This is a genomic window from Streptomyces anulatus, from assembly GCF_014650675.1.
Classification (GTDB): Bacteria; Actinomycetota; Actinomycetes; order Streptomycetales; family Streptomycetaceae; genus Streptomyces; species Streptomyces anulatus.
Window position 1 is genome coordinate 467,575 of sequence record NZ_BMVK01000006.1, and the last position, 22,105, is coordinate 489,679.

Genomic DNA, 22,105 nt, shown 5'->3' on the forward strand with positions numbered 1-22,105 from the left:
ATATACAGCTTAAATGGAGACGCCACGAAGGAACGCGGCAGAGCCAGTCTAATGAAGGACTTCGCGCTGTCTAGCCTTACAAAGCCTTAATTTTCTGTCGAAGCACTACGGATTTCGTAGGCTGAGGGCTCCTCACCCAGCAATCTGTCGGCAGCACCCCGGTGCAGCCTGGCCGCAGCGGGATCCCCGAGCCGGTCCAGCGTGTCGGCCAGCCGCAGCTGGAGCGCCGCCTGAAGCCGCACGTCACCGGCCCGCCGGGCCAGGTCGACGGCCTCCTGACAGGTCTGGAGCGAATCGTGCGGCCGGCCCGCGTACTCCTGGACCCGGGCCGCCTCGCTCAGCGCCCGCGCCTGGGCCGCGGGATCGCCGAGCCTGCGCCGGCCCGCCGCGGCGGCGCGCCAGTTCCGCAGCGCCTCGCCGTAGCGCCCGGCGTAGGTGTGGACCGCTCCGAGCCGCCCGTACAGCCGGGCCTCGTCGGCACGCTCCCCCTGGGTCAGACGCTGGGAGAGCGCCCGGCCGTACCAGTCGGCGGCCCGGTGGTAGTCCCCCAGCTCCTCGTACGCGCCGCCTACGGATTCCATCGCGCGCCCGGTGGCGTACAGGTCCTTCGCCGCCTTTCCGGCGTCCAGCGCGGCGCGGTAGCGGGTCAGCGCCTCCCGGGTGCGGCCGGTACGGGCGTCCAGGTCCGCGAGATTCAGCAGGGCGGCCGCCTGCTCGCGGGGCAGCTCGCGGCGCAGCGCCACGTCCAGGACGAGACCGTGCAGCCCGTACAGCTCGGGAGCGGCCTCCTCCGTCCCCCGGTGCGCGGCCAGCGCCCGCACCAGGGCCGCCACCAGCCGCCGGGCCAGGGTGTCGAGCTCGCCGTCCGCCACCGCGAGCCGGGCCGATGCGAGCAGGGCGGGCTGGCGGACCCGCAGCCACGCGCCCGCCTCGTCCGCGTTCGGGAAGCGCAGCGAGCGGGGCAGGCCGGCGAGCTTGCGGCGGGCGGTCGAGCCCTCCGGTTCGGTGACCGCCCGGCAGGACTGGAGCCGGCGCACGGTCCGCTCCAGCATCCGGGCGCGGGCGAGCTGGATCTCGGCCGGCCGGTCCCGGTCCTCCAGGAGGGCCAGCAGCATCGGTGCGAGGCAGCCGGGCACCGCGTACTGGGGGTGGGCCGCGCCGTCCGTCCGCAGCAGCCCGAGCTTCACGAAGTCGTCGAGGGTGGAGCGGGCGGCGGAGACCGAGCAGCCGGCCAGCGCGGAGGCCGTGTGGGCGTCGGCGAGCCCGGCGGGGGCGAGGGCCAGCAGGCGCAGTATCCGGGCGGCGGTTCCCGGCAGGGAGTCGTGGACGAGCCGGAACGCGCGGGCCAGCGGGCGGGCGCCGGTGGGCAGTTGCTCGCCGGAGTCGGGCAGCTCGTGCAACTGCTTGGCGACGTCGGCGACCGAGGCCATGGGGTGGGCGGCGAGCAGGCCGCCCATCAGGGCGAGCGCCGCGGGCTGTCCCCCGCACTCCTCGGCCAGGCTCTCCGCGGTGCGGGGGTCGACGGTGATGCGGACCTGCCCGATGACGCGGGCGAGCAGCCGCACCGCCGCGCCCGCCTCCAGTCCGCCGAGGGTGCAGGGCCGTACGTCGGGGATGCCGGTCAGCGGTCCGGTCGCGGTGGCGAGGACCAGGCAGTCCGGGTTCTCCGGGAGGAGCGGGTCGACCTGTTCGGCGTCGGCCGCGTCGTCGAGCACGAGGACGAGCCGGCGCACGGCGAGGGCCTCGCGGACCATCTCGGACAGTTCGTCCTGGTCGGCGCCGGGCGGGACCGCCACCCCGAGGAGGCCGAGGATCTCGCCCGCGCTGCGTTCGGTGGGGACGCGTCCGCCGCCGGGGTCGGTGAGGCCGACCCGGAGCACCCCGTCGGGGTAGTCGCCGGAGCCGGTGCCGGGAACGGCCCAGGGCAGCGCGCCCGTGGCGCTCGCGGCGGCCCCGGCGGCGTCGGTTCCGGTGAGCGCCCCGGCCAGCTCCTCGGCGAGCGCGCTGCGGCCGGAGCCGGGCCGGCCCGCGATGAGCAGGACCCGGGCGCGGGGGGCCTTGCGGCCGGCCAGGGTGTCGAGGCCGGCGCGCTCGATGTCCGCCCGCAGGGCCTTCAACTCACGTTCGCGGCCGAAGAATCGGGGCGGGACGGCGCCGGACGGCTCCTCGGCCCCCGGGGCCTTTGCCGGGCCGCTGGTGTCCACCGCCTGATCGGTCACGAGCCACGCTCCACTTCGCTGCACGCGGTGCCCGCCGGAACTCCGGTCGGGTGCATTTCGAGCGTAGTTCAGCGGTGACGACGATCACTGCGGAGATGGGGCGGAGCGCGAGGAACATCCCCCGATCGGATCAGCATTTCTTCATTTTTTACGATCACCGGTTCCCGTGATCGTCCGATCGGGGGGTGGGGCAGGGGCCCAGACGGTCCGTCAGGCCTCGAAGGGCCGGGCCGGCCAGGGCGCGTCGGCGGGGCGCAGGGAGTCGACTCCGTCGCCCGCGCGCACCGCGGAGAGCGCGAGCGCCCCGACGACCAGACAGTTGTTGTGCACGTCTCCCGCGATCACCGAGCGGACCAGCTCGGGCAGCGGCACCCGGGCGTGTTCCATGTCGGCCTCCTCCTCGGAGACCGCGTACCGCTCGCCCTCCGCCTCGGAGAGGTCGCGGGCGAGGAAGATGCGCACGGCCTCGTCGCAGCCGCCGGGCGTGGTGTAGACGTCGGTCAGCACCCGCCAGTCCTCGGCCTTGACGTGCGCCTCCTCGTACAGCTCGCGCTGAGCGGCGTGCAGGGGGTTCTCGCCGGGGACGTCGAGCAGTCCGGCCGGGATCTCCCAGAGCCGGTGGCGTACCGGGTGGCGGTACTGGCGCAGCACGATGACCCGGTCGTCGTCGTCGAGCGCGAGGACGGCCACGGAGCCGGGGTGGACCTGGTAGTCACGGCCGTGGACGGACCCGTCGGGCATCACCACCTGGTCGGTGCGGACGCTGGTCTTGTTGCCGGTGAAGGGGGTCGCGGTCGCGGTGACCTGCCACTCCTCGGGCTTGTCCTGGATACCCATGTACGTCCACGTCCTCCCACGAACCAACGGAAACCGGGGTACCGATCCGCGCAGGATCCGTACCCCGGTCAACCGTAATGCCTCGGTGTTACGCGTCCGCGCCCTTCGCCGCGGCGACCTTGCGCGCGACGGCGGCCTTCACCAGACCCGCGAAGAGCGGGTGCGGGCGGGTCGGGCGGGAGCGCAGCTCCGGGTGCGCCTGGGTGGCGACCAGGTAGGGGTGCGTCTCGCGCGGGTACTCGACGTACTCGACGAGCTTGTTGTCCGGGGAGGTTCCGGAGAAGACCAGTCCGGCCTTCTTCTCCAGCTCGGCCCGGTAGGTGTTGTTGACCTCGTAGCGGTGGCGGTGGCGCTCCTCCACGTACGGCTGGCCGTCGTAGGCCTCGCGGACGAGGGAGCCCTCGGCGAGCTTGGCCGGGTAGAGGCCGAGCCGCATGGTGCCGCCCAGGTCGCCGGCGCCCTCGACGTAGGCGAGCTGCTCCTCCATCGTCGAGATGACGGGGTGGGAGGTGGCGGCGTCGAACTCGGTGGAGTTGGCGTCGGGGATCTCGGCGAGGGAACGGGCCGCCTCGATCACGATGCACTGGAGGCCGAGGCAGAGGCCGAGCAGCGGGACCTTGTTCTCGCGGGCGTAGCGGATGGCGCCGACCTTGCCGTCGACACCGCGCTCGCCGAAGCCGCCCGGGATGCAGATCGCGTCGACGTCGCCGAGGTGCTCGGCGGCGCCCGCCGCGGTCCGGCAGTCGTCGGAGGTGACCCACTTGACCTTGACCCGGGCCCTGTTGGCGAAGCCGCCGGCGCGGATCGCCTCGGTGACCGAGAGATAGGCGTCGGGCAGGTCGATGTACTTGCCGACCAGCGCGACGGTGACCTCGTGGTCGGGGTTGTGGACCCGGTCCAGCAGGTCGTCCCAGGTGGTCCAGTCGACGTCCCGGAACGGCAGGTCGAGCTTGCGCACGACGTAGGCGTCCAGGCCCTCGGTGTGCAGCACCTTGGGGATGTCGTAGATCGACCGGGCGTCCGGGCAGGCCACCACGGCGGTCTCGTCGACGTCGCACATCAGCGAGATCTTGCGCTTGATGGCGGTGGGGACCTCGCGGTCGGCGCGCAGCACGATGGCGTCCGGCTGGATGCCGATGTTGCGCAGGGCGGCCACCGAGTGCTGGGTGGGCTTGGTCTTCAGCTCGCCGGAGGGGCCGATGTAGGGCAGCAGCGAGATGTGGACGACGAAGACGTTGTCCCGGCCGACCTCGTGGCGGACCTGGCGGACGGTCTCCAGGAACGGCAGCGACTCGATGTCGCCGACCGTGCCGCCGACCTCCGTGATGACGACGTCCACGTCGTCGGCGGCCATGCGGCGGATGCGGTGCTTGATCTCGTTGGTGATGTGCGGGATGACCTGGACGGTGTCGCCCAGGTACTCGCCGCGCCGCTCCTTGGCGATGACCTGCGAGTAGACCTGGCCGGTCGTCACGTTGGCGGAGCCGTCGAGGTCGACGTCGAGGAAGCGCTCGTAGTGGCCGATGTCCAGGTCGGTCTCGGCGCCGTCGTTGGTGACGAACACCTCACCGTGCTGGAAGGGGTTCATCGTGCCCGGGTCGACGTTGAGGTAGGGGTCGAGCTTCTGCATGGTGACCCGCAGGCCCCGCGCCTTGAGCAGGGCACCCAGGCTGGAGGCAGTCAGACCCTTGCCGAGGGAGGAGGCGACACCCCCGGTGACGAAGATGTGCTTGGTCGTCGTGGATGTGGGCTGCATAGCCAAAGGGGGCTCCCGTGGTCGCGATTCTGAGGTGCGTACCGGCCGCCCAACCGGAGATTCCGGGGGCGCCGTCGCTGCGGTTCGGGGGCCTCGTGCGCTGTCGCGAACGACCACCGGTCCACGGGCTACCAGGGTAACAGCGACGGCGGGAGGCTGCTTCCGGCCACACCCTGCACAGGGGCGTCACACCTTCACCGCAGCCACTTCACGTCCCACTCGATCAGCTCAGAGATGTTGCGGAGACCGTCGCGCGGATCTTCGTGGTGCGTCGTATCCTGCTCAAACACTCGCTGCCGAGACGGCCGGGCGGCGGCACCACCCAGGCCGCCCTCCGGTTCAGGACTCGTCGGATCTTCCCGGGTGAAAGACCCTACGACCCCCTTGACCCGCAGTAAGCGCCCTTTGACGGGGCGACATGGCCGTTCGACTGGAGACGCACGTGGCCGGGCGCATCGAGGATTACGCACTCATCGGAGACATGCAGACCGCTGCCCTGGTCTGCCGGGACGGCACGGCCGACTGGCTGTGCCTGCCCCGCTTCGACTCGCACGCCGTGTTCGCGGGGCTTCTGGGCACCGAGGAACACGGCTTCTGGCGCCTGGGCCCCGCGAGAGCGGAAGGAACAGAACCAGCCTTCGCCGACCGGCGGCGCTATCGCGGTGACTCCCTCGTCCTGGAATCGGAGTGGGACACACCGCGCGGCACCGTACGGGTGACCGACTTCATGCCGCCGCGTGACGGCGCGCCGCAGCTCATCCGGATCGTGGAGGGCGTCAGCGGCCGGGTGCCGATGCGCTCGGAACTGCGGATGCGTTTCAGCTACGGCCGGGTGACGCCCTGGGTGCACAAGGTCGACAACCGCACGGTCGCCGTCGCCGGTCCGGACTCCGTCTGGCTGGACACCGAGGCCGAGACGTACGGCAAGAACCTGACCACGTACTCCGACTTCACCGTCGGCCCCGGCGAACGGGTGGCGTTCACGATCAGCTGGCAGCCCTCGCACCACGGGCCGCCCGCCCTCCCCGAACCCGAGGGGTCCCTGGAGGCGACCGAGCTGTTCTGGCGCGAATGGGTCGATCAGTGTACGTACCACGGGCCCTACCGGGAGGCGGTCGTCCGCTCCCTGATCACGCTGAAGGCCCTCACGTACGCGCCGACCGGCGGCATCGTCGCGGCCCCGACCACCTCGCTGCCCGAGGAGATCGGGGGCGTACGGAACTGGGACTACCGCTACACCTGGCTGCGGGACGCCGCGATCACCCTCTCCTCGCTGCTGCGCACCGGCTATCGGGAGGAGGCCCGCGCCTGGCGCGAGTGGCTGCTGCGAGCCGTGGCGGGCGACCCGGAGAACCTCCAGATCATGTACGGCATCGCCGGCGAGCGCGAGCTCGGCGAGGCGGAGCTGGACTGGCTGCCCGGTTACGAGAACTCCGGCCCGGTCCGGGTCGGCAACGGCGCGGCCAACCAGCTCCAGCTCGATGTGTACGGCGAGGTCACCGAGGCGCTGCACCTGGCGCACATGACGGGTCTGACCCGCAACGACTACGCCATGGGCCTCCAGCTCAAGCTGATCGAGTATCTGGAGAAGCACTGGGAGGAGCCCGACGAGGGCATCTGGGAGGTGCGCGGGCCGCGCCGGCACTTCGTGCACTCGAAGGTGATGGCGTGGGTCGCGGTCGACCGGACGATCAAGCTGGTCGAGTCCGGGGACGTCGAAGGCCCGCTGGAGCGGTGGTACCAGCTCCGCGACGACATCCACCGGGACGTCTGCGAGCGCGGCTACGACAAGGAGCGCAACACCTTCACCCAGTCCTACGGGTCGAAGGAGCTGGACGCCTCGCTGCTGCTCATCCCGCAGATGGGCTTCCTGCCGCCCGACGACAAGCGGGTCATCGGCACGATCGAGGCGATCCAGCGGGAGCTGTCCACGGAGGACGGCTTCATCCTGCGCTACCCGACGGAGGGCGAGGAGGCAGGCGTCGACGGTCTGGCGGGCGACGAGGGCGCGTTCCTGGCCTGCTCTTTCTGGATGGCCGACGACCTCGCGATGATCGGCCGGGTCGACGAGGCGCGCCAGCTGTTCGAGAAGCTGCTGTCGCTCCGCAACGACCTGGGTCTGCTGGCCGAGGAGTGGGACTCCAACCTCCAGCGCCAGGTGGGGAACTTCCCGCAGGCGTTCAGTCACGTCCCGCTGATCGACACGGCTCTGCGGCTGACGGCGAGTGGCGCGTACGTCGGCTGAACCGCCGACGGTGAGGACGGCCGCCCCGGGATCTCCGGGGCGGCCGTCGCGCGTTGTCAGGGTTCTCAGGGGGCGGTGAGCGGTTCGGCCGCGTACGCCCGGTGGAGCAGCTCCAGGAACGGCGGGGCGGCCGGCAGCTCGGCCGCGCCGATCCGGTGGACGGGCACGCCCGGCGTCCAGGAGTTCATGACGACCGCGCCGGCGAGGGCGGGCAGGTCGTCGGGGGTGATCGCGACGGTCCGCTGCCCGACTCCGAGCCGGTCCAGCTGCCGGCGGACGATGCCCATGGTCGTCCCGGTCAGCAGGCCGGCCCGGGGCCACAGCACCGACTCGCCGTCCCAGAAGGCCAGGTTCCAGATCGTCGCCTCGCTGAACCTGCCCTCCCCGTCCAGGAACGCGGCGTCGTCGAAGCCGTCGGCGACGGCCTTCCGGAGCAGATGCGTCTTGGCCGGCTCGCCGACGTGCTTGATGTGCGGCAGGAACCGGTCGTGCCGGACCGCCGCCAGGGCGAGCGGCCCGGCGGGGCCGGACGACGCCGGGCCGGTGCGCACGAGGAGCGCGGGTTCGGCGTCGGCCGCGGTGAACTCGCCCGCCGGGGAGTGGACCGTGGCCGTCAGCGAGAGATCGGCCGGTCCGTCACGGAGCGCAGTACGCAGATACGAGCGCACCAGGTCGTCCGGCAGAGCCCGGCCGAACAGCTCCGCCGACGCGGATCTCAGCCGCTCCAGGTGGAGGTCGAGGCCGCGGACCCGGCCGTCCGTGACCTGTACGGCGGTGAAGTGGGCATGGCCGGCGAAGGCGAGCGGCGCGAGGTCGCCGGTGGTGGCCGTCCGGCCGTTCACCTGCACGATGTACGGGGAATCCTGGTTCATGGCCCGGACGTTAGGGCCTGACACCGGTGACAAGGTCAAGAGGGAACGGGGCACGGGTACATGCTGATCGGGGAGTTGTCCCGGCGGACGGGCGTCAGCGCACGGTCGCTGCGGTACTACGAGGCGCAGGGGCTGCTGTCGGCCGGGCGGGGCGCGAACGGCTACCGCGACTACGCCGAGGAGGCCGTGGTGACCGTCACGCAGATCCGCGCGCTGCTGCGGGCGGGCCTGTCCACCGAGGTGATCGCTCAGGTGCTGCCGTGTGCCCGGGGCGAGGGGCCCGCGTTCGACTGGTGCGCGGAGCTGCGGGAGATCCTCGGCGGGGAGCTGGCGGTGATGGATGACCGGATCGAGGCGCTGCGGCGCAGCCGGGGCACGCTCGCGGGGTTGCTGACGCAGCCCTGACCGGCGGGCCCGGCGCGGTGGCGCGTCCGCGCTCCTCCCCTGCGATGCGCGCCCCGTGCCCCGGGCGGTAGCGTCCTGAACAGGACGACCGCCCGATCGACGGGCGGGGCACAAGGGAAGCGGGCCGGTACGTGGAGAGCCACAGCGGAATCACCGTGCAGCGGGCGCTGGAGCTGCCGGGGCTGCGCGCCGGGCTCCCGGAGGTGGTGGCCGGCGCCGACCGGCTGAACCGTACGGTGCGCTGGGTGCACGCGGGCGAGGTCCCGAACATCGCCTCGCTCCTCAAGGGCGGCGAGCTGCTCCTGACCACCGGCCTGGGCCTGGGCGCCCGCCCCGCCGAACAGCGCGCCTTCGTCCGCCGTCTCGCCGACCGGGGCATCGCGGCCCTGGTGGTGGAGCTCGGCCCGCGCTTCGGCCGGCTGCCCGCCTCCATCGTGGACGCCGCCCGCACGGCCGGGCTCCCGCTGGTCCAGCTGCACCGTGAGGTGCCGTTCGTCGCGGTGACCGAGGAGGTGCACACCGAGATCGTCAACGGGCACTACGCGCTGCTCCAGCAGGCGGAGGAGGTGCACCGGCGCGCCACCCGGGCGCTGCTCGACGGGGGCGGGGTGCCGCAGGTCCTCGGGATCCTCGCCGACTTCACCGCCAACCCGGTCTTCCTGGAGACGCCCGACGGCCGGCTCCTGTACGCGGCGTCCACCGGCACCGGCCCGGTGGGCGCGGACCCGCTCCAGGTCTGGGAGGGCATGCGCGGCGACCGGGCGGCCCGGGAGAGCCCGCCGGCCGGTGCGGTGCTGGTGGACGTGCCCGGCGGCGGGCCCGAGACCGGTGCGGTACGGGCCCGGCTGGTGCTGCTCGCGGTGGCCGGGCCGCTGGCGACCGTGCACCGGATGGCGGCGGAGCGCGCGGCGGGCCTGCTCGCCGTCGTGCTGATGCAGGCCCGGCAGGAGGAGGAGCTGGCGGCCCGGGGCCGGGGCGACTTCCTCACCGACCTCGCGGAGGGCCGGATCGCTCCGGAGGACGCCCCCGCCCAGGCCCGGGTGCTCGGCTTCCGGCCCGGCGACACCCCGCTGCTCCCGGTGGTGATGCGGCTGGCCCCCGAGCTGTCCCCGTCGGGCAACTGGGCGGTGCTGGCCCGTGCGGTCCTGGAGGAACTGGCCTCGGTCGGGGTGCCGGTGCTGCTCGGCGTACGGCCCGTGGAGGGGCGGGTCCCGCTGCTGCTGGGGCTGCGTTCGGAGGGCGAGCGCACCGCGGTCGCGGACCGGGTGGCGGCGGCGCTGCGGGCCGGGGTGGAGCGGGCCGGCCTCGACCGCGCCGGATCGCAGCCGCCGGTCGTCGTGGTCGGCGTCCCGGGCGGCTGGGCCGCGGCGGGCGCGGGGCTGCGGCACGCGTCGGAGACGGCGACGGCCGCGCAGGGCCTGGACGACCGGCCCTGGTACGACGCCCGGCGCCTCGACATCGACCTGCTGCTGTGGCGGCTGCGGGACCATCCGGACCTCGCGGCGTTCGTGAACCGGGCGATCGGCCCGCTGCGCGAGCACGACCGCACCTCGCGCCCGCCGCTGCTCCCGACGCTGCAGGCGTATCTGGCGCACGCGGGCCGCAAGGCGGAGACCGCCCGCGATCTGCACCTCAACCGGCAGACGCTCTACAACCGCCTGGCCCGGATCGGCGAGCTGCTGGGCACGGACCTGGACGACCCGCAGACGGTGCTGGCGCTGAGCCTGGCGCTGCGGGCCCGACGCCACACGACCTGAGCGCAGCCCCCGGAACCCGCCGCTTCAGCGCACCCGCCCCGTCGCCAGCGGCTGCGCCAACTCGTCGTAGACGCTGAGCACATGGGCGATCGTGTCGTCCTCGGTCGGCCAGCCCGCCGCCTGCACCCGCCCGGCCTCGGCGAGCCGGGCGCGCTCCGCCGGGTCGCCGAGCAGCCTCACGACCGTACGGGCGAGCGCCTCTGCGTTGCCGTACGGCACCAACTCGGCGGCCCGGCCGACCAGTTCGGGCACGCCGCCGACGGCGGTGGCGACGAGCGGCACCCCGGCGCGCAGCGCCTCCTGCGCCAGCAGGGAGCGGCCCTCCCACCGGCTCGGCAGCAGGGCCAGATCGGCGGCGGCGAGCAACTCCCCCACACCGTCCCGGCACCCGATGAGCGTGACGGGCAACTGCTCGTCCCTGATCTGGCGTTGCAGTGCGTTCCGGTCGCGCCCCTCCCCCGCGATGACGAGCAGCGGCACGGGGTCCAGACTCCGCCAGACGCGGGCCGCGTCCAGCAGGACGTCGAAGCCGTGATGCGGCACGAGACTGCCGACGGCCATCAGCAACGGCCGGTCCACCGCCCCCAGTTCGGCCCGTGCCTTGCCCTCGCCGTCGGTGCCGTCCGAGCGCGGGGGCGGGACGGCGACGGGGGCGAGCCGGGCGTCGCGGGCGCCCCGCTCACGGGCCAGGTCCACCAGATCGGACGAGGGCGCGAGGACCACGGCCGCCGCCCGTGCGGCGCGCCGTTCCAGCAGGTGGAGGATCTGGCGGCGGGCGCCTTCCGCGTACCGCCGCGTGTGCCAGGTCATCACCAGCGGCACGGCGCGGCCGCTCAGCGCGAGGGCGGTGCGGGCGGCCGCGTGGAGTCCATGGGCGTGGACGACGTCCGCTCCCGTGCAGGCGGCCCGCAGCGCGGCGACGGCGGCCGGGTCGCTGCGCCGGGGCACCGGGAGGAACCGGGCTCCGGTCGCCGTGAAGTCGTAGGCGCGGTCCACCGCGGGCGGGGCGCAGACGGTCACCTGTACCCCGCGCGCCACCAGCCCGGCGGCCAGCGAACCGACGTGCGCGCTACTGCCCGCACTGCCGCCGCCCAGGACTTGGACCGTACGCAGTTGTGACACGTTGATTGGCTCCCCGGGGCTCCGGAGTCGGCGGAAAGTACAGCGCCAAGGATGCCAGCCCGTACGCACGTTCCGGGACCGCCGTAACGTTGCTGCCGCACTCATGGCGACAACCGACCACACCGCGCCACTCTCCCGGGTGAATATCGGGGTGCGAGGTTGTCGTCATCCGCCCTGCGGAAGCGCGTACGGGCGGAGGGAATCCCCCCGCCCGTACCCGTACGGCCCTCCGCTAGCGGCTATTCGGCGCGGGCCGTGGCCAGCAGCTCCTCCGCGTGGGCGCGGGCCGTCTCGGAGTCCTCCTGGCCCGCCAGCATCCGCGACAGCTCCCGGACCCGGTCCTCGCCCTCCAGGACGGTGACCCCGCTGCGGGTCACCGAGCCGTCCACGGTCTTCTCGACCAGCAGCTGCCGGTCGGCGAAGGCCGCCACCTGCGGCAGGTGGGTCACGACGACCACCTGGGCGGACCGGGCGAGCTTGGCGAGCCGTCGGCCGACCTCGACCGCCGCCTTGCCGCCGACGCCCGCGTCGACCTCGTCGAAGAGATACGTCGGTACGGGGTCGGAGCCCGCGAAGACGACCTCGACCGCGAGCATCACCCGGGACAGCTCGCCGCCCGAAGCGCCCTTGGCGATCGGCCGGGGCTGGGCCCCGGGGTGCGGGGCGAGCAGCAGCTCGACCTCGTCCGCGCCCGACGGGCCGTAGGCGACGCTGCGCCCGCCGATGTCGATGCCGGACGCCTCGTCCGCCGCCTCGGTCTGCCGGATGGCGAAGGAGACCCGGGCGTGCGGCATGGCGAGCGAGGCCAGCTCGTCCGTCACCGCCTCGGCGAACCGGGCGGCCGCCTCCGTACGCGCGTCGGTCAACGCCTGTCCGAGCACGGAGAGTTCGGCCCGCAGCCCGTCGCGCTCGGCGGTCAGTTCGCCGATGCGCTCGTCGTCGCCCTCCAGTTCGGTGAGCCGGCCGGCGCCCTCCTGGGCCCAGGCGAGCACGGCCGTGATGTCCGAGCCGTACTTCCGGGTCAGGGTGGTCAGCGCGGCCCGGCGCTCCTCCACGGCGGCCAGCCGCAGCGGGTCGGCTTCCAGTTGGTCGGCGTACCCGGCCAGCTCGCCGGAGACGTCGGCGATCAGGATGGAGATCTCCCCGATCCGGTCGGCCAGCGCGGCCAGCGCCGGGTCGTGGGCCCGGACCCCGTCCAGGGCCTGCCCGGCGGCGGCGACCACGGTGGTGGCGTCGACGCTCTCCGGATCCTCCGGGTTCCCCGCGAGCGCGGTGTGCGCGAGGGAGGCCGCGGAGGCGAGCGCCTCGGCATGTCCGAGCCGCTCCGCCTCGGCGGCCAGCTCGACGTCCTCGCCCGGCAACGGCTCGACGGCGGCCACCTCGTTCAGACCGAAGCGCAGCAGATCCGCCTCCTGGGCCCGCTCCCGGGCCCGGGTGGTCAGCTCCTCCAAGGTCGCGGCGACGGTCCGCAGCCGCCGGTAGGCCGCCGTGTACGCGGCGTGCGGGCCCGCCACGCCGTCCCCGGCGTACCGGTCCAGCGCCCCCCGCTGCCGCGCGGGCTTGAGCAGGCCCTGCTGGTCGGTCTGGCCGTGCACGGCGACGAGTTCGTCCGCCAGCTCGGTCAGGACCCCCACCGGCACGGATCTGCCGCCGAGATGGGCCCGTGAGCGTCCTTCGGCCGAAACGGTACGGCTGATGAGCAGCGCACCGTCGTCGAGTTCCGCCCCGGCCTCCTCGGCCCGCAGCGCCGCCGCGTCGCCCTCGGACACCGTGATCCGGCCCTCGACGACCGCGGCCTTGGCCCCGACCCGTACGAGGGCGGGGTCCGCGCGCCCGCCGAGCAGCAGCCCGAGGCTCGTGACGACCATGGTCTTGCCCGCACCGGTCTCACCCGTGACCGCGGTGAAACCGGGTGACAGCTCCACCACCGCGTCGTCGATGACTCCGAGCGACCGTATCCGCATCTCCTCCAGCACGGACATGACCTTACGAGGTCCCGGGGCGGGCGCGCGACGGCCCCCGCCCCCGGATTCACTCTCCCGAGGGTCGCGGGAACCGTGGAACGTCTCCGGATCCGTCAGTGGGGCGCGCCCCGCCAGCCCGAGACGGGCAGCGCGAACTTCGCCACCAGCCGGTCGGTGAACGAGGCCTGGTGCAGCCGCGCCAGCCGTACGGGCACCGCACCGCGCCGCACCTCGACCCGCGCGCCGGCGGGCAGCTCCACGGTCCGCCGCCCGTCGCACCACAGCACCCCGTGCGGGGTGTGCGGCTGGACCTCGACCGCGAGCACGGACGTGGGCGAGGTCACCAGCGGCTTGGCGAACAGCGCGTGGGCGCTGATCGGGACCATCAGCAGCGCCTCGACCTCGGGCCAGACGACGGGCCCGCCCGCCGAGAAGGCGTACGCGGTCGAACCGGTCGGGGTCGCGCAGACGATCCCGTCGCAGCCGAACCCGGTGACCGGGCGGCCGTCGATCTCCAGGACGACTTCGAGCATCCGCTCGGGCGACACCTTCTGCACGGCCGCCTCGTTGAGCGCCCAGTCGCTGTGCACGACGTCGCCGTTGCTGTGCACGAGGACGTCGATCGTCATCCGCTCCTCGACCTCGTAGTCGCGGGTGACGACCCGGGAGACCACCTGGTCGAGGTCGTCGCGCTCGGCCTCGGCGAGGAAGCCGACGCGTCCGAGGTTGACGCCGAGCATCGGCACCCCGGAGGCGCGGGAGAACTCCGCGCCGCGCAACAGGGTGCCGTCACCTCCGAGGACGATCAGCAGCTCGCAGCCGTCCACGGCCGACGGGCTGGTGTCGGTGACCGTCTCCACGGTGTCCGGCAGCGGCAGATCGGCCGCCTCGGTCGCCGAGACCCGTACGCCGAGCCCGTTGCGCAGCAGCCCCTGCACGACGAGCTCCGCGCTGCGGATCGCGGCCGGCCGGCCGGTGTGCGCCAAAAGGAAGACTGTTCGTGCCGCATTCGTGGTCACATTCGTCGTCAACGAGGCCCCTCCGCCACTGCACGGTCGACATCCGCGGGATCCAGCTCGGGTGCGCCGGCCCGCAGCCACAGAAAGTACTCGACGTTCCCCGACGGGCCGGGCAGCGGACTGGCCGTCACCCCCCGTACGCCGAGGCCCAGCCCCCAGGCCCGCCGCGCCACTTCCCGTACCGCTTCGGCGCGCAGCTCCGGACTCCGCACCACTCCGCCGCTGCCGAGCCGCTCCTTGCCCACCTCGAACTGCGGCTTGACCATGAGGACCAGGTCCGCGTCGGGCCCGGCGCACCGGGCGAGGGCGGGCAGTACGAGTCCCAGCGGGATGAAGGACAGATCCCCCACCACCAGGTCGACCGCCTCCCCGTCGATGGCTTCCAAGGTCAACTCCCGCACGTTGGTACGGTCCTTGACGACGACCCGTTCATCGGACTGCAGCGACCAGGCGAGCTGCCCGTAGCCGACGTCGACGGCGACGACCTGCCGGGCCCCCGCCCGCAGCAGCACGTCGGTGAAGCCGCCGGTCGACGCCCCGGCGTCCAGCGCCCGCCGCCCCTGAACGGTCAGCCCGAGCGGCACGAAGGCGGCGAGCGCCCCGGCCAGCTTGTGGCCGCCGCGCGAGACGTAGTCCGGGTCGCCGTCGTCCTTGGTGACGACGATCGCGGCGGCCGTCTCGACCTGGGTGGCGGGTTTGGTCGCGGTGGTCCGGCCGACGGTGACGCGCCCCGCGGCGATCAGCTGGCTCGCGTGCTCGCGCGAGCGGGCGAGCTTGCGGCGTACCAGCTCGGCGTCGAGGCGGCGACGTGCCACTCCTGCCACGTTCGGTTCAGCTCCTGTTGTCGTGGTGCGTGTGGTGATGCGTGTCGTGCGGTCGGTGCGAGGGCGTGGACGCGGGACCCGGCACGGCGGCCGGACGGGCGTCCAGCGAGGTCAGCTCCGACCGCAGCCCACGGTGTACATCCTCGTACACCTCGATGTGCCCGTCCGCCGGGAGGTGGTCCGCATCGGCGAGACGCTCCAGCCGGGCGTCCACCGCGGCGTGGCCGGTGGGGGTGCGCACGACCCCCAGGGGTGCGGGCTCGGCCGGCTCGAAGGAGGGCACCCCGAGGGCCTGCCCCCCGGCCCCGGTCGCGTCCGCCACCGGCCCGTCCACCGGCCCGTCCATCGCCGGGTCCGGCTCGTCGGGCGTGCTCACGGGCGGTACCTCCGCCTCCGGCGTCCAGTCGCTCATGCCGAAACGCTACCGCGACAGGCCGGTGTACCGTCGAGCACGATGGCGACCATGGCTGAGTGCCGCAGCGCACTGAGAAGACTTTCCGACAACCTCGCAGCCGCCGAGGGCGACGTGCGCGGCACGGCTGCCCTCGACCGCTCGCTGAGCTGTCACATCAAGGACCTCGACATCACGTTCACCGGCCGGCTGGCCGATGGCCGGATCCTGGTACGGGACACGGTCGAGGGGCCGCCCCGGGAGAAGGCCGAGATCAGACTCGCGATGACGGGCGACGACCTGGTGGCACTGGTGGACGGCGACCTGAACTTCGCGAAGGCGTGGGGCTCGGGCCGCGTACGCCTGGAGGCGGGCTTCCGGGACCTGCTGAAACTGAGATCGCTGCTGTAGACGGGCGACGACCAGATCAAGCCCGTCCGGCGATTGAGGACAAAGCGCCCACCGGGGCGCACCCCGCGCCCACCGCCGTACCCCCTGCCCACCCCCTACGCGGCGGCCACTTTCCGAGCCTTACGCGCGGCCGGCACGACCAACGGCGTCCCCGTCTCCGGGTCGTCGATCACCTGGCACCGCATCCCGAACACCCGCTCCACCAGCGCCGCGTCGACCACCTCCGAAGGCGGTCCCTCCGCGACGATGTCCCCGTCCCGCATCGCGATGAGATGCGTGGCGTACCGCGCGGCGTGGTTCAGGTCGTGGAGCACCGCCACCAGCGTGCGCCCCTGCGTCTCGTGCAGCTCCGCGCACAGGTCGAGGACATCGATCTGGTGCTGGATGTCGAGGTACGTCGTCGGCTCGTCGAGCAGCAGCAGCGGCGTCTGCTGGGCCAGCGCCATGGCGATCCAGACCCGCTGACGCTGACCGCCGGACAGTTCGTCGACATAGCGGTCGGCAAGCTCGGCGACGCCGGTGGACTCCATGGACTCGTCGACGACCCGCTCGTCCTCCGGCGACCACTGCCGCAGCAGCCCCTGGTGGGGGTACCGGCCGCGGGCGACGAGGTCGGCGACGGTGATCCCGTCGGGCGCTATGGAGGACTGGGGCAGCAGCCCCAGCGTCCGGGCGACCTTCTTCGCGGGCAGCTGGTGGATGGTCTGCCCGTCCAGCAGGACCTGCCCCCGGCTCGGCTTCAGCATCCGGGCGAGGGCGCGCAGCAGGGTCGACTTGCCGCAGGCGTTGGGACCGACGATCACGGTGAAGGAGTTGTCGGGAATCTCCACCGAGAGGTTCTCGGTGATGACCCGCTGGTCGTAGCCGAGGGTCACCGATTCTGCGGTGAGGCGCTGCATGGTCGTACTCCCGGAGTCGGTGAGGTGGAGCGCACGGCGCGGGGCACGGGCAGACCACCGAGCAGCACCAGGTTAGGTTAGCCTATCTTCCTCTTCACGCCAGTGGTCGCGGGCCGCCGCCCCACACCCTCGACACCCTCAACACCTTCGCGTGCCAAGGGCGTCGAGAGGCGGCGCGGATCGGTTGGTCGGGCGACGCCGGGGTCCGCTGCGCGGGTGGCGCCAGACGTCGGTCCGTCGGGCCGTGCCGGGGGGAACCGGTTCAGAGCCCGAGCCCGGCGAGGGCCTTCCCCGTCTCCAGCCCGCACACACCCGAACCGGCGAAGCTCCAGGCCGCCGCGCAGAGCGCCCGCAGCCCGTCGAGCGCCTCGCCCTCGCCCTCCAGCACCAGGCCGTCCCCGCGCACGGCAGCCGTCCAGCCCCCGCACCGGTACGCGTCACCGGCCGGCGTCACCTCGGGCTGCCCGGTCAGCAGCCCCCGCAGGTCCCGGTCCACATAGGTCGGCCGGTGCTGGGGCGGAGCGGCCAGCAACTGCGCCGCGTCGGTCACCCCGGTCAGCACCAGCAGCGAGTCCACGCCCCCGTTGAACGCGCCCTCGATGTCCGTGTCCAGCCGGTCCCCGACGACGATCGGCCGCTTCGCCCCGGTCCGCAGCACGGTCTCGCGGTGCATCGGCGGCAACGGCTTCCCGGCGACCTGCGGCTCGGCCCCGGTGGCGATCCGGACGACCTCGACCGCTGCCCCGTTGCCGGGCGCGATGCCCCGGGCGCCCGGGATGGTCAGGTCGGTGTTGGACGCGAACCACGGCAGCCCGCGCCGGATCGCGTAGCTCGCCTCGGCGAACCGCCCCCACGCCATGTCCGGCCCGCCGTATCCCTGCGCCACCGCCGCCGGGTCGTCGTCCGCCGACTCCACCGGCACCAGCCCGCGCTCGCGCAGCGCGACCCGCAGCCCTTCGCCGCCGATCGCCAGCACCCTTGCCCCGGGCGGCAGTTGATCGGCGACCAGGCGGGCGACGGCCTGCGCGGAGGTGATCACATCGGAGGGTTCGGCGGGCACCCCGAGCTCCGTCAGGTGCTCCGCCACCGCGTCCGGCGTCCGCAGCGCGTTGTTGGTGACGTAGGCGAGGTGCATGCCCCCGGCCCGCGCCACGGTCAGCGACTCCACGGCGTGGCCGATGGCTTCCCCGCCCGCGTACACGACCCCGTCGAGGTCGAGGAGAGCCGTGTCGTACGCCTCGCTCAGCGCCGTACTGCTCCCCGACGGCCGGGACCTGTCCTGCTGGTGGCTCATATGGATCGCTCCTCTTCCAGGCTTCCGCCCCGATCATCGCGTATGCCCGCTGCACACATACGATGCCCTGATGAACACTTCAGGTCCCGTCGACCAGGGGCTGCGGCTTTTCCCGTTCCGCGGACTGCGTTACGTCCCCGAGCGGGTCGGCAGCCTTGCCGCCGTGACCTCGCCCCCGTACGACGTGGTCGTCCGGCCCGACGGGCTGCACCACCTGGAGTCCGCGGATCCGCACAACATCGTGCGTCTCATCCTCCCCCAGGCCGACACGGCCCGGGACCGGCACCGGCAGGCGGCCGCCACACTGGACCGCTGGCTGGCCGAGGGTGTCATCGCACCGGACCCGGACCCGGTGCTGTACGTCTACGAGCAGCGGAACGACGAGATCCTCCAGCGGGGCCTGATCGGCGCCCTGGCCCTCTCCCCCGCCGCCGAGGGCATCGTGCTGCCCCACGAGGACGTCATGGACGACGTCGTCGCGGACCGCGCGGAGCTGATGCGTACGACGGGGGCCCATCTGGAGCCGCTGCTGCTGACCTACCGCGGCGAGCCGGGCGCACCGGCCGGGGCGGCCTCGGTGATCGAGCGCACGGTCCTGCGGGAGCCGCTGCTCGCCACCACGACGGAGGACGGTTTCCGGCACCGGCTCTGGGCCGTGACCGATCCGTCCGAGCGGAGCGAGATCGCGTCGGACCTCGCCCGGCACCAGGCGCTCATCGCGGACGGCCACCATCGCTGGGCCACCTATCTGCGGCTCCAGCGGGAACAGACCGCCCCCGGGCCGTGGGACCACGGTCTCGTCCTCCTCGTCGACACGGCCCGCCATCCGCTCCAGGTCCGCGCCATCCACCGGCTGCTGCGCGGGCTGCCGGTCTCCCGGGCTCTGGAAGCGCTGACCGGTCTCTTCCGCGTCCGGCCGGTCGAGGGGCCGCTCCCCCGGGCTCTCGACGCGCTGGCCGTAGCGGCGGCCGGGGGCAACGCGTTCCTCCTCGCCGGCGACGGCGGCTTCCATCTGGTGGACCGCCCCGACCCGGCCCTGCTGGCTCGCACCGTCCGGACGGACCGCCCCGACGCCTGGCGCTCCCTGGACGCGACGGTCCTGCACTCCGCGCTGCTCGACGACGTGTGGCGGATCCCCGACGCACCCGAGCACATCGGCTACATCCACGACGCCGCGGCCGCCGTCGAACAGGCGGAACGCCTCGACGCCACGGCGGTCCTGATGCATCCCGTACGTGAAGAGGTCGTCCGGGACCTGGCCCGGCAGGGCGTCACCATGCCCCGCAAGTCGACGTCGTTCGGCCCGAAGCCGGCCACGGGCCTGGTCATGCGGAGCCTCGCCCTCGACTGATCCGCAGACCGGCGGACCGGCACGGAACGCGAAGAGGGGGCGGCACTCCGACCGGAGTGCCGCCCCCTCTTCATCGGCTGCTAAGCCTTGACCGAACCGTGCTGGTCGTCGTCCTCGTCGTCGTCCTGCCCGTCGTCGAGGTCGGCGTCATCGCGCACGTCGTCCTCGTCGTCACGGTCCCCGGACGCGTCCTCGTCACGAGGCGCGACCTCGTCGGCCGCGTCCGCCCCGGTCGGGTCGTCGTCACCGAGGACATCGACGAACTCCACGCCGTCGAGCTCGGCGAGCCGGTCCGACGCGTCGGTGGAACCGTCCTTGTCGGCCTCCAGCGCCTTCCCGAACCACTCCCGCGCCTCGTCCTCGCGCCCCGCCTCCAGCAGGGCGTCCGCGTACGCGTAGCGAAGTCGCGGCGTCCAGGACTGCACGGAGTTGGACGCGAGCTCGGGGCTCTGGAGCGTCACGATGGCGGCGTCGATCTGACCCATGTCACGACGTGCCCCGGCGGCCACCAACCGCATCTCGACCTGTCCGGCCTTGTCCAGCTTCTGCACCTCGGGCTCGCCGGCCATGGCCATCGCCCGCTCGGGCCGACCGAGCCCGCGCTCGCAGTCCGCCATGACGGGCCACAGGTCCACGGACCCGGTCATCCGCCGGGCCGCCCGGAACTCGGCGAGCGCCTCGGCGTACTTCTGCGTCGCGTACGCCGCGAACCCGGCCGCCTCACGCACGGCCGCGACACGGGACGCGAGCCGAAGGGCGATACGGGCGTACGCGTACGCCTCCTCGGGGTCCTCGTCGATCAGCCGGGCCACCATGACGAGGTTGCGCGCGACGTCCTCGGCAAGGGTCTTCGGCAGGCTCATGAGCTCCTGGCGTACGTCCTTGTCGATCTCGTCGCCCGTGACGTCGTCCGGAATCGGCAGCCGCTTGATCGGCTCACGGTCGCGGTCCCGGTCATCACGCCCCCGGAAGCCCCCGCGGTCGCGGTCGTCGCGCTGGCCGCCGCGGTATCCGCCCCGGTCCCTGTCGCCGCCCCGGTTGTCGTCGCGACGGAAGCCGCCGCCGGAGGGCCGGTCGTCGTCGCGGCGCGGGCCGCGAGGGCGGTCGTCGCGGCGCTCGAAGCCACCGCTGGGACGGCCACCACGGTCATCACGCTGCTGACCACCGCGGTACCCACCACGGTCGTCATCACGACGGGGCCCACGGTCACGGTCCCCACCACGGCTGTCGTCACGACGGAACCCACCACCGGAAGGCCGGCTGTCGTCACGACGGAAGCCACCACCGGAAGGCCGGTTGTCATCGCGGCGGAAGCCGCCGCCGGAGCCGCCACCGCGGTTGTCGTCACGACGGAAGCCACCGCCGGAGGGCCGGTCGTCGTCACGGCGCGGGCCACGAGGGCGGTCGTCACGGCGCTCGAAGCCACCGCTGGGACGACCACCACGGTCATCACGCTGCTGACCACCGCGGTACCCACCACGGTCGTCATCACGACGGGGCCCACGGTCACGGTCCCCACCACGGCTGTCATCACGACGGAACCCACCACCGGAAGGCCGACTGTCATCACGTCGGAAGCCGCCGCCGGAGCCACCGCCCCGGTTGTCGTCACGACGGAAACCGCCGCCGGAGGGCCGGTCATCGTCACGGCGCGGACCGCGAGGCCGGTCGTCACGGCGCTCGAAGCCGCCGCCCCGGTTGTCATCGCGGCGCAAGCCACCACCGGAGCCACCGCCCCGGTTGTCGTCACGTCGGAAGCCGCCGCCGGAGCCGCCACCGCGGTTGTCGTCACGACGGAACCCACCACCGGAGGGCCGGTCGTCGTCACGGCGCGGGCCACGAGGGCGGTCGTCACGGCGCTCGAAGCCACCGCTGGGACGGCCACCGCGGTCATCACGCTGCTGACCACCGCGGTCGTCATCACGACGGGGCCCACGGTCACGGTCCCCACCACGGCTGTCATCACGACGGAACCCACCACCGGAAGGCCGGCTGTCATCACGTCGGAAGCCGCCGCCGGAGCCACCGCCCCGGTTGTCGTCACGACGGAAGCCACCACCGGAACCGCCGCCCCGGTTGTCATCGCGACGGAACCCACCACCGGTCGGCCGGCTGTCGTCACGACGCGGGCCACGGTCGCGGTCCCGGTCGTCACGGCGGAAGCCACCGCCAGTGCCGCCTCCGGAAGGCCTGTTGTCGTCGCGGCGGAAGCCGCCGCGGTCGTTGTCGCGTCGAGGTGCGCCGGAACCGGACCGGTCGTCACGACCACCGCGGTAACCGCCCCTGTCACCGCCGTCCCGGCGACGCGGCTCGCGCTCCGGACGGTCGTCGGGAGAGTTGGTGGACATGGGTGTGACTCCTGTCTTTGGGTACCACAGACATTCTCGCGCAGCCGACCAGTCGACGCGCTTCGGGAAAAACAAAAGGACCCCTGGTCCCAGCATGAACGCTGGGACCAGGGGTCCTTGAAAGATTGTTCGGCGGCGTCCTACTCTCCCACAGGGTCCCCCCTGCAGTACCATCGGCGCTGAAAGGCTTAGCTTCCGGGTTCGGAATGTAACCGGGCGTTTCCCTAACGCAATGACCACCGAAACCCTATCGGGTTCTAGCGAACAAGCACACTTTTCAATTAAGTAGTGAAACTGTTCAACCGGTGCGATAACTGTTCGCAACCCGGGAACAACACAGTGGACGCGAGCAACTGAGGACAAGCCCTCGGCCTATTAGTACCAGTCAGCT

Annotated in this window: 17 protein-coding genes, 1 rRNA gene and 1 pseudogene; 5 read left to right on the forward strand and 14 right to left on the reverse strand. The window is 73.0% G+C overall.

Features of this window, described 5'->3' with window-relative positions; genetic code table 11:
• Positions 1 to 86 precede the first annotated feature (86 nt).
• The 3 genes from IE272_RS18550 to pyrG form a co-directional block, all read right to left on the reverse strand.
• Positions 87 to 2,219 (reverse strand): ATP-binding protein, encoded by a 2,133-nt coding sequence (locus IE272_RS18550; protein ID WP_057661827.1) that lies wholly within the window; start codon positions 2,217 to 2,219, stop codon positions 87 to 89.
• A 210-nt stretch (positions 2,220 to 2,429) separates the two neighbouring features.
• On the reverse strand, positions 2,430 to 3,056 hold the full coding sequence (locus IE272_RS18555) for an NUDIX domain-containing protein (protein WP_050362305.1): 627 nt from the start codon (positions 3,054 to 3,056) through the stop codon (positions 2,430 to 2,432).
• A gap of 88 nt (positions 3,057 to 3,144) precedes the next feature.
• Positions 3,145 to 4,812, reverse strand: coding sequence for a CTP synthase (pyrG, locus tag IE272_RS18560; protein WP_050362306.1), 1,668 nt, complete (start codon positions 4,810 to 4,812; stop codon positions 3,145 to 3,147).
• A 442-nt stretch (positions 4,813 to 5,254) separates the two neighbouring features.
• Between pyrG and IE272_RS18565 the strand changes: the two genes are divergently transcribed.
• On the forward strand, positions 5,255 to 7,057 hold the full coding sequence (locus IE272_RS18565; RefSeq protein ID WP_050362307.1) for a glycoside hydrolase family 15 protein: 1,803 nt from the start codon (positions 5,255 to 5,257) through the stop codon (positions 7,055 to 7,057).
• Positions 7,058 to 7,122: 65 nt separating this feature from the next.
• On the opposite strand, the gene IE272_RS18570 is transcribed toward IE272_RS18565, so the two are convergent.
• A complete protein-coding gene (locus tag IE272_RS18570; protein WP_050362308.1) occupies positions 7,123 to 7,929 on the reverse strand; it encodes an aminotransferase class IV family protein in 807 nt (268 codons plus the stop codon).
• Positions 7,930 to 7,989: 60 nt separating this feature from the next.
• On the opposite strand from IE272_RS18570, the gene IE272_RS18575 reads away from it, so the two are divergent.
• Both IE272_RS18575 and IE272_RS18580 read left to right on the forward strand, forming a co-directional pair.
• A complete protein-coding gene (locus IE272_RS18575; RefSeq protein ID WP_057661829.1) occupies positions 7,990 to 8,334 on the forward strand; it encodes a MerR family transcriptional regulator in 345 nt (114 codons plus the stop codon).
• 131 nt (positions 8,335 to 8,465) lie between these two features.
• Positions 8,466 to 10,091 carry a PucR family transcriptional regulator gene (locus IE272_RS18580; RefSeq protein ID WP_050362310.1) on the forward strand — a complete coding sequence of 542 codons (1,626 nt, stop codon included), beginning with the start codon at positions 8,466 to 8,468 and terminating at the stop codon, positions 10,089 to 10,091.
• A gap of 24 nt (positions 10,092 to 10,115) precedes the next feature.
• Here the strand turns inward: IE272_RS18580 and IE272_RS18585 are convergent, their stop codons facing one another.
• The 5 genes from IE272_RS18585 to IE272_RS18605 all read right to left on the reverse strand — a co-directional run bounded on the left by IE272_RS18585 (position 10,116) and on the right by IE272_RS18605 (position 15,432).
• On the reverse strand, positions 10,116 to 11,213 hold the full coding sequence (locus IE272_RS18585; protein ID WP_190007291.1) for a glycosyltransferase family 4 protein: 1,098 nt from the start codon (positions 11,211 to 11,213) through the stop codon (positions 10,116 to 10,118).
• A gap of 239 nt (positions 11,214 to 11,452) precedes the next feature.
• The gene (recN, locus tag IE272_RS18590) at positions 11,453 to 13,195 is read right to left on the reverse strand and encodes a DNA repair protein RecN (protein WP_050362312.1); all 1,743 of its coding nucleotides are present in this window, start codon (positions 13,193 to 13,195) and stop codon (positions 11,453 to 11,455) included.
• Positions 13,196 to 13,290: 95 nt separating this feature from the next.
• Positions 13,291 to 14,196: an NAD kinase gene (locus IE272_RS18595; protein ID WP_050362313.1), complete on the reverse strand. Its 906-nt coding sequence runs from the start codon at positions 14,194 to 14,196 to the stop codon at positions 13,291 to 13,293.
• A gap of 8 nt (positions 14,197 to 14,204) precedes the next feature.
• Positions 14,205 to 15,020 (reverse strand): TlyA family RNA methyltransferase, encoded by an 816-nt coding sequence (locus IE272_RS18600; RefSeq protein ID WP_032792126.1) that lies wholly within the window; start codon positions 15,018 to 15,020, stop codon positions 14,205 to 14,207.
• 7 nt (positions 15,021 to 15,027) lie between these two features.
• Positions 15,028 to 15,432, reverse strand: a complete 405-nt coding sequence (locus IE272_RS18605; protein ID WP_190007292.1) for a hypothetical protein — start codon at positions 15,430 to 15,432, stop codon at positions 15,028 to 15,030.
• Positions 15,433 to 15,474: 42 nt separating this feature from the next.
• Here IE272_RS18605 and IE272_RS18610 point away from each other — a divergent pair, with 42 nt between their 5' ends.
• On the forward strand, positions 15,475 to 15,822 hold the full coding sequence (locus tag IE272_RS18610; protein ID WP_032792128.1) for an SCP2 sterol-binding domain-containing protein: 348 nt from the start codon (positions 15,475 to 15,477) through the stop codon (positions 15,820 to 15,822).
• Between the two features lie 95 nt (positions 15,823 to 15,917).
• On the opposite strand, the gene IE272_RS18615 is transcribed toward IE272_RS18610, so the two are convergent.
• Both IE272_RS18615 and IE272_RS18620 read right to left on the reverse strand, forming a co-directional pair.
• Positions 15,918 to 16,721 carry an ABC transporter ATP-binding protein gene (locus IE272_RS18615; RefSeq protein WP_050362315.1) on the reverse strand — a complete coding sequence of 268 codons (804 nt, stop codon included), beginning with the start codon at positions 16,719 to 16,721 and terminating at the stop codon, positions 15,918 to 15,920.
• A gap of 262 nt (positions 16,722 to 16,983) precedes the next feature.
• The gene (locus tag IE272_RS18620; RefSeq protein WP_190007293.1) at positions 16,984 to 18,015 is read right to left on the reverse strand and encodes an HAD-IIA family hydrolase; all 1,032 of its coding nucleotides are present in this window, start codon (positions 18,013 to 18,015) and stop codon (positions 16,984 to 16,986) included.
• A gap of 70 nt (positions 18,016 to 18,085) precedes the next feature.
• Here IE272_RS18620 and IE272_RS18625 point away from each other — a divergent pair, with 70 nt between their 5' ends.
• On the forward strand, positions 18,086 to 19,366 hold the full coding sequence (locus IE272_RS18625) for a DUF1015 family protein (protein WP_190007294.1): 1,281 nt from the start codon (positions 18,086 to 18,088) through the stop codon (positions 19,364 to 19,366).
• A gap of 80 nt (positions 19,367 to 19,446) precedes the next feature.
• On the opposite strand, the gene IE272_RS18630 is transcribed toward IE272_RS18625, so the two are convergent.
• The 3 genes and pseudogenes from IE272_RS18630 to rrf all read right to left on the reverse strand — a co-directional run bounded on the left by IE272_RS18630 (position 19,447) and on the right by rrf (position 21,958).
• Positions 19,447 to 20,229 carry a tetratricopeptide repeat protein gene (locus IE272_RS18630; RefSeq protein WP_190007295.1) on the reverse strand — a complete coding sequence of 261 codons (783 nt, stop codon included), beginning with the start codon at positions 20,227 to 20,229 and terminating at the stop codon, positions 19,447 to 19,449.
• A 435-nt stretch (positions 20,230 to 20,664) separates the two neighbouring features.
• Positions 20,665 to 21,714: pseudogene (locus IE272_RS39425) on the reverse strand (hypothetical protein); the annotation flags it as partial.
• Positions 21,715 to 21,841: 127 nt separating this feature from the next.
• Positions 21,842 to 21,958, reverse strand: a 5S ribosomal RNA gene (gene rrf, locus IE272_RS18640).
• Between the last annotated feature and the right edge of the window lie 147 nt (positions 21,959 to 22,105).